General features: G+C 56.1%; 5 protein-coding genes. All 5 read right to left on the bottom strand.

The features are described from left to right. Positions 1-40 precede the first annotated feature (40 nt). Positions 41-469, bottom strand: a complete 429-nt coding sequence (locus ACODTD_RS28710; RefSeq protein ID WP_285357952.1) for a hypothetical protein — start codon at positions 467-469, stop codon at positions 41-43. After that, positions 466-5253, bottom strand: coding sequence for an RHS repeat-associated core domain-containing protein (locus ACODTD_RS28705; RefSeq protein ID WP_489105441.1), 4788 nt, complete (start codon positions 5251-5253; stop codon positions 466-468). Before ACODTD_RS28705 ends, ACODTD_RS28710 begins: the two co-directional genes overlap by 4 nt. Then, on the bottom strand, positions 5253-5975 hold the full coding sequence (locus ACODTD_RS28700) for a DUF4123 domain-containing protein (RefSeq protein ID WP_489105442.1): 723 nt from the start codon (positions 5973-5975) through the stop codon (positions 5253-5255). Before ACODTD_RS28700 ends, ACODTD_RS28705 begins: the two co-directional genes overlap by 1 nt. A 4-nt stretch (positions 5976-5979) precedes the next feature. Then, positions 5980-8022, bottom strand: coding sequence for a type VI secretion system Vgr family protein (locus ACODTD_RS28695; RefSeq protein ID WP_489105440.1), 2043 nt, complete (start codon positions 8020-8022; stop codon positions 5980-5982). Between the two features lie 131 nt (positions 8023-8153). Next, the coding region (gene tssD / locus ACODTD_RS28690) for a type VI secretion system tube protein TssD (protein WP_489105439.1) at positions 8154-8347 on the bottom strand (194 nt) is incomplete at its 5' end.

Here is an 8347-nt window from a genome sequence, read left to right as displayed (position 1 = left end):
TGGCCCCCCCCCCCCCCCCCCCCCCCCCCCCTTGTTTGATTTAAGACTTGAAAGGGAAAGTTTCTCCGGATATTGCTATTCCTGTTGTGGTTGTGCTGATGCTATTTATATTATTTATTACTATTTTTAGATTGTTGGTGTTTGGGAATAATGAAAATAATAGATCGAAATACAGGTAGTTTTTTATTAGTTCGGTGGCTTGTTTTGGGTTTTTTTGAATTAGCTCTAAAAAGTCTGGGTATTGCAGCTCTTCAAGTTCAGGTATTTCTGGGTGTCCTTGTTCTGTGTCGTCAATTTTACACTGTTCAATAAATGAGTCGGCGCATTTTATAAAGCTGTCAGGTAATTCGTTGAATTCAACTGTCAATTCGTAATTTTTTGTTTGTAAGTTTGTCGATTCGCCAAATCCTAGACTTCGATATCCGACAGAGCATGGATTGATTACCTCACCTTCTGATGTGAATTTCATGGGGTTGTCCCTGGTGGAAGTAAAGTGATTGTTCCATCTTTTTCCAATGTAATAGATCCAGATGGCTTGTACTCTTGTCCAGCTTTCGGATCAAGACCTGAGCGAGTTCCTGAACGCTGGAAAAATTCTTCTGGTGATTTTATTTCTTCAATATTAGCGGTTTTGTTTCCTGGCACGATTCGAGTTTTCTCAAGAGAAAGGAAACCCTCTCGGCCCTCAAATTTCCCTTCCAGTGCTTTCACATGTTTACCAGCTTGGTTTGCATTGAGGTGGCCGAAACCAACATCTAAATCGCTACCCGGCAAATTGTCACCTCGTACCCTACTTCCTCCAATGACTACTGAGGTTCCCTTTTTATAAGAGTCTTCAAGAATCATTTGAGCTTGTTCCTTGGGCAGGCCGGGAAGGTGTTCCTGTAGGAATGCTGCTTGTTCTTCTGGCCCAGAGGTCTTGATAACTGTTTTTTCAGGGTACTTATTAAATACCGATTTTTCAGTCCATTTCTTAGGCGGTTCTGCATCTGGGCATTGGCCTGGTTTGCAATCCAGACCCAACGGATCCACCCAACCCGTAGGGTTAGGTACGTACTGGTAGCTATTCAACCCACCCGCAAGCTTGATCGGATCCGGTGTCAGAAAACGGCCAGTCCCCGGATTGTAGTAGCGGTGCCGGTTGTAATGTAACCCTGTCTCTGCATCGAAATACTGACCCTGGAACCGCAACGGGTTATCGATTTCGCTGACGTCCAGCGCAGCCAGGTTACCGTAGGCGCGGTACTTCGCTGACCATACGATTTCGCCACTGTAGTCAGTGAGTTCCTGCGGTGTGCCCAGATGATCGAGCTGGTAGTAGAACGGCGTTGCCTTACGCGGGCCTTCCCCGTCGAGCATCGCCAGCGGGCGGAAGCTGCCAGATTCGTAGATGTAGGTGCGATAGCGGTTGTCACCGCTTTCAGCGATCAGGCGTTCGCCTTGCCACAAGAACTCGGTGGTTTGGCCATCGACGGTTTTCTCGATGCGACGACCGAAGGCGTCGTATTTGTAGGATGCAGTGCTGCCGCCCGGCAGGCTGACACCGATCAGTCGATGCTGGGAGTCGTAGCGGTATTCGGTGACAAGTTTCTGTCCGGTGCCGCGACGTTCGCGAATCAGGTTGCCATACGCGTCGTAGTCGTAGTGGCGGTCGCCTTGCATCAGCAGACGGTTGCCTTTTACGTTGGCGAGGTTGGCTGTGCCTTCGTTGTTCTGGCCGAGCAGGTTACCGGCCGGATCATGAGCAAAGCTTTCCGGCGTAGCGCCACGAACGCTGATCAAGCGATCGAGCGGATCGTAGTGGTAGCTGCGGTTGCCTTTGCGGCTGTCGTCGATGCCGGCGAGGTTGCCGTTTGCGTCGTAGTTGTAGCGGCGCTGGAACAGGTTTTTTTCACGTTGGCTGACGCTGTGGGCCTGCAAGCGGCCCTGTTCGTCATATTGATACTGGCTCAGCAGCAGGCCTTGCTGGCGCTGCTGTTCGCGACCACCGCTGAATTGGTGAGACGTCAGGCGTGAGCCGTTGAGGTCGATACCGCTGAGCATACCGCCGGGTTGATGGCGGTAATCGAGTTTGCTGCCATCGGGCAAGCGACAGTGCTTGAGCTGGCCGACGCTGTCGTACTCATAACGCAAGGTGCCCCAGCCCTGGTGTTCGGTGACGAGGCGATCTTGCAGGTCGTATTCGTAGGCGAGCGGCCAGTGTCCGTCGTCGACATTGACCAAGCGACCGAGGGCGTCGTAGCTGTAGTGGATTTCTTCGCCATCGGGAAGAGTTTTCACCAGCAGTCTGCCCGCGGCGTCGCGTTGGTATTCAGTCACCAACTCGCTGCCGTCATCGCCGAATTCGGTTTTCTTCAGCAACTGGCCATTGAGGTCGTATTCGTACGCAGTGCGACGACCGTCGAAGCCGGTTTCCTGCTGGATCAGGCCATTCGGGAAGTAGTCGAGGTGGTAATGCTCGCCACGCTCGTTTTCGATTTCGGTCAGTAGCAGGCGCGAGTTGTCGTAGCGGTAGCGCAGCTGGCTGCCGTCAGGATTGATGCGACGGCTGACAAGGTGCAGGTTGTCGGCATATTCGTAGCGGGTGACGCGGCCGAGTTCGTCGCGTTCGGCAGTGACGCGCCCATATGGGTTATAGGTATAAGCGCGAGTGGCTCCACCTGGCAGGGTAATCTGCGAGAGTCGGTTAGCGGCATCCCACTGATACTGGGTAATCTGGCCGGACTCATCTTGGCGCGTGATTTGCCGACCGAGTGCGTCGTAGCGATATTTACGCTGACCACCGTCAGGGAGGCGCTCCTCCAATAATTGGCCAAGGTTGTTCCAGCCCAATTGATGACGGCCACCGTCGGGGTGACTGATTTCCAGCAGTCGTCCCCGGTTGTCGTAACTGTAGTGGGTCGTGTTGCCATCTGGATCAGTCTGCTGCGTTACATCGCCCTGGTTGTTGCGTTGGTACTTCCAAGTGGCTTTTCCGCGACTGACTTTGCTTACGAATCCGTGGCTGTACTCATAGCCGGTGGGTTCGTCCTCTGGAGGAATAACCGCAATCAGTCGCCCGGTTTCGTTGTAATGGAATTCAGTAATTGCACCTAAAGGATCCTGCTCTGCGACCAAACGACCCTTGTCATCATAGGCTTTGAGATTTTCAGCACCGTCAGGATCAACTTTGGCGACCAGTCGTGCTTTGTCATCGTGGGTGTAGACCTCTTCACTGCCGTCCGCATTGGTGACAGTGACACTACCTTTATCATCCCAAGCGTAGTGCGTGTCCATTTGCGAAAAGTTAGCCCAGTGATGGATGCACCTAGCAGATTTACCTTCCTTTTCCCATTCCCAGTAAAAGATGGCGCCACCAGCCAGGCGCCGTTCTAGGATGACGTTCTGAGCGTTGTATGCGTAGTGCTCCGTTTCACCTGCTGCGTTTTTTGCCGCGATCAGTCGATGTTCTGAGTCGTAGCTGTAAGCAACTATGGTCTGGATTGTGCTCCATGCATCTTCCAGATTGTCTGCTGGGATGAATTGCTGATATTCGATGGCTACGATGTGTTTGCGGTCATACCGCAGAAGCAACGCGCGACCTGCACCGTTATCGACTCGCTTGATGCGGCCATGGATATCGCGAGTGATATGCAGCCTGTTTCCATACGCGTCGCTGACAGCAATCAGTGTTGCGCCGGTACGGTTGTAGCGGAAATGATAAAACTGGGAGCGTTCGCCAGCCTGAGCCAGGATGAGCTCAGAGGGATCATCACCAATAAAAATTGCAGCTTCAGAAAGGCTGTTTGTTATTGCTGGACGTTGCAGGCTCGGCAGCGGGAAAGTGATAACTCGATTTTCGTGGTCAGTCCAGACTACTTCATCATTGTTGACGTCAACCCGTTGTGCCAGCGCATGACTCCAGCCATAGCCAAGGCCACAATCGATTTCTGCTGCGCTAGTGCGATAAAGACGAGTCCAGGAAAATGGCAAAATACCATCCAGTTCCCCATCAGTTAGTGTCAGCAGTTCTTCGCCGGTCACCATCGAAACCGGGCAACCATTCGTGCATGTGTTTTTAGCGCAAGTTGCACTTTTTTCGTCAGGCGTCTTGGATTGTGCAGGCGCGTCGTGATGGGCTTTTGGTGCTTCGACGGTTGTCACTCGCTTACCGTCGAAACGCAACTCCGAGATGCCGTTTCTCACCTTCGCCGTCACCCCACGTGCCGCAACGGCAGTGTATTTGGCAACGTACTCCATAAAGCCATTGATGATCTTGAACAGCGACTTCACGAAGCTGGTGACAGCGTTGATGACAAGCTCACCGTACTTCTTCAGTCGGGCGGCGAGGTAGATAACCCCTGTGCCTTCAGCTGCAATCGTCAGTACCACGCCAATCACGATGTCGATCGCGATGCCGACGACAATGGCCGTGGTCATCTTCGCAACGTCGCCGGCCATCTTCATTGGCGGCAAGCCTGCCAGCCAGATCACGGCACTGCGTACCAGCAGGAACAAAGCGGCTTCGTCGCTGGCCAGCAACATGGCTTTTTTCATGATGTCTGGCGAGCTTTGGGCGACTTTGATCAGGTCCTGGACGCCGGCACCGAGATCATTCGCAAACTTCTTGGGGTCTTGCAGAATGTCGAGCACCAGACTGATGCCATCCCACACGCCTTTGATGGCCTCCCAGCCACCTTCAAGAATGCCGTTGCCGATCGCCATCGCAGTGCCCGAAGCCGACAGGTTCGACCACTGTGGTTTGAACCCGGCCCACTCCTTGCGCAGGAAATCTTCGAGGTCTGCTGTCACGCCGCTGTAGGAGCTGAACAGAGCGTCGATCTGCGCGGGTGTCACTTCGTTGTGAACACGGATCTTGTAGAACTTGCCGGGAATCCCACCGGTCCAGCTGGCTTTACCTTGTTGATCGAGTTTGACCTTGCTGACTGCACCACCTTCCACCGCGACGATCTCGACTTCGATATCGCCTACAGGTATGTCATAAACCGATTCGAACTTGCTCTCGATCAGCAGCGGACCCTTCAAAGGGCACTGAGCCACGTTCGAAGTGAAGTCGCCGTCGGTCATGCTCACCGACTTGCTGGTGTCACCAACCTTGATCACTCGCTCCATGCCCAGCAGGGAAGGGAAATCAGCCGCCCGGCTGGCTTTGTCGGCGACGCTGGCGTACCAGGTTTTGGTCTGTTCCTGATACAGCTTCAGACTGTCCTTGAAGGTGTTCAGTTGGTTGTCAACAAAGGCAACGCGATCCATCAGCCTTGCTCCAGAATCAGGTGGTTTAACAGTGCTTCTTTAAGGTTGTCCGGAGCATCCGGGCGACGTACGAAACGGGTGATTTTCAGTTTCAGGTTGTTCTCGGGCCACGCGCTGTAGAGGTCCGGGCGTGCTTCTTCGAGCCATTGCATCAAGTTGCCGACCAGCGTCGTGTGATCTTCTTTCGCCAACTGATCCAGCAACTTCTTCGGCACCTCCCACCACGGCCAATCCTTCGCCTTCGGCACCACCCTCGGCCCGACTTCCAGGCTCCGCCCATTAATCAGATACCGCTCAAACACCGGCAGCACTTCCCCAGCCGTCTCACCCAACCCTTCAAGAATCGGATAGATATGCCGCCCATCCCAGAACCGGAAAAACACCTCGGTCCCGTCCGGCATCTTCACTTGGGTCAGGCTGCGCAGGTGTTCGAAGACTTCGTTGGGTTCCGAGCGGGAGACCGCTAGCCAGCCCCAGTCGAGGGCGTCGGTTTCGGTGATCCAGGGCAGGAAGGCCGAGTTGGCCTTGAGTTCGGCGACGTATGGCATCACCGGTTGCCAGGTGGAGTAGGGCGTTCCACCCCAGACGGGAATGGCCTGCACGGACGGTTCGCTCTGATACAAGGCTTTGAGCGCTTCGGCATCGCTCGCGGCGCTGATGACCAGATACAGACGCTCATCTTTTTGCAGCGGCTGTTGTGCCAGCCAATCCTTGGGTGTCATTCGATTAGATGGCACAGGCACCTGCCTTGCATTTTTCACACTCTTCGCAGAACGGCGCATTACGTTTGAGGGTGTTGATTTGCGCCGGGGTCAGTACGGCGCCCGCCTTGTCGGCATCTGCTTGTTTCAGCACGCCCGGCATCAACGGGGCGGCGCCGGTGCCGCTCCCCGGTCCACCACCGGAGTTGATGTTGATCGCCGGCCCGCTCATGGTCACGCCGCCGCCATCGATCTTGATGAAGCTGCCACCACCGACCAACGTCAGTTCAGCCCCGGCCTCCAGCACCACTTTCATGCCGCTGCTCAGGTGAATTTCCTGCCCCGCGTCGATGAATTGCCCGGTACCGATCTTGATGTGCTGGTTCACGCCCACGGTCAGGTGGTCGTTGGCGCGGGCTTCGACTTTGCGGTCTTCGTAGACGGTGTGGTGTTCTTCGGCCTTGAATTCCGTGTAGCTGTTCTTTTCCACGACGTCGTGGCGTTCGTTGCCCACGCGGATTTTCTGGTCGTGTTCGATGTTTTCGTCCCAGTCGCGCTGGGCGTGCAGGAAGATCTGTTCCTGGCCTTTCTTGTCTTCGATGCGCAGTTCGTTGAAGCCGCCGCCACCCATCGAACTCAGGGTTTTGAAGGTGGTGCGCGTCTTGTTCGCCGGCAGGGCGTAGGGGACGGTGTTTTCCTTGTGGTACAGGCAGCCGCTGATCAGCGGCTGGTCGGGGTCGCCTTCGAGGAAGGTCACCAGCACTTCCATGCCGATGCGCGGAATGGCGATGCCGCCGTACTGGGCGCCGGCCCAGGCGCTGGAGACGCGCAGCCAGCAGCTGGTCTTGTCGTCGGCCTGACCTTCACGATCCCAATGGAACTGGACTTTCACGCGGCCGTATTCGTCGCAGTGGATTTCTTCACCTTTAGGGCCGGTGACCACGGCGCTCTGGCTGCCGAGGATGCGCGGTTTCGGGTGGCGCAGGGGCGGGCGGTTCGGCACGTCCCAGGGGGTGGCCTGGAAGCGGTTGCGGTAGCCCTGATGGAAATCGTCTTTGAGCGCGGTGGTGTCGCTGGTCACCGACTCTTCCAGCACCTGCGGCTGCTTGCCTTCGTGGTGGACTTCGGTGAGCAGCCACAGGTCATTCCACTTGGCCTTCGGGTGTTCTTTCAGCGCGAGGAAATGGCCGCTGACCAGCAACGGCTGGTCGCTCTTGCCTTCGGCGAGCTGGAAGTCGCTGCGGTGGCGTTCGAGGGCGCGTTTGGCCAGGTGCTTGCCGCGCTCGCGGTCGACGAAACGGCCCGGGTAATCGTAGTCCTCGAGGTCGGGCAGGGCGTCGCCGCGGTTTTCGCTTTCCAGCGTCAGGCGCGGTTTTTCGAAGTCGTAGTCGCGGCGGGTGGTGCGGCTGGTGCGGGTTTCCAGGCGCAGGTCGAAGCGTTTGATCACCGGGTCGCTGGCGACCATGCCGGAGTCCTGCTGATAGGCCACCGGCGCCAGTTTCTTGAACACCGTCTGGTCATCGCCGAACACCAGTTTGTGGCCCGTGGCGCTGTGCTGGAAGTGGTAGTGAATGCCTTCTTCTTCGCACAGGCGCTGGATGAAATGCAGGTCCGATTCGTCGTATTGCACGCAGTAGATGCGCTCGGGGTAGATCGAGCCGGTCTGGAAGGCATAGGCGTTGCCTTGGATGCCGTGTTCTTCGAGGACCTTGCCGATGATTTTCGGCACGCTGAGGTTCTGGAAGATCCGCTGGTTGATTCGGTGTGCGAGGTACGCCAGTTGCGGGCGCAGGGTCACGGAGTAGCGCGTCAGGCGCTTGCCGGAATCGCCTTGCGCGGCGCGGTAGATCAGGCCGTGGATGCCGCTGCCGTCGGGCGACAGCTGCAGGAAGGCCGGTTTGTGCAGCAGGGTTTCGAGGTCCAGCGACGGCTGCTCACTGACCAGCTCCACCTCGAATACGAAAGGCTGGCTGATGGCTTCCCGGCCGGTCAGGGTAAACACCTGAAAGTCGGCGGAAAGACCTTCGATGGTCAGGGCAAAATGGGTTTCATTGGCCGGCGCGAACATCCCTTGTTCCTCGTGCTGTACAGCGGCGCTCGTCGACGCCCGCAAAGCGGGTCAACGTACGCGAAATTCTGGAGGGGCGTAAACAACATCGACCAGCAGAGCTGGCCGATGCTTGAAACGATCAGCCGTAATTAAACGACTGGAGCACGCCAGTCATCGGAACCCGAAGTACCGGATACTTCGTGGGTCCAGGTGATTTTGCGGTAGGTGAACTGCACTTCTTCCAGGTGGGTGAAGTGCGAGTTGCCTGGATCCTGGCAGTTGTGCATTTTGTTGTTGATGGCGACGATGATCGCGTCTTCCAGTTTGGTGGTGTAGTAGTGCT

The sequence above is a fragment of the Pseudomonas sp. FG35 genome (assembly GCF_057809295.1).
Note: the sequence above shows the minus strand (reverse complement) of the source record. Positions and strands in the feature narration are given on the sequence as shown.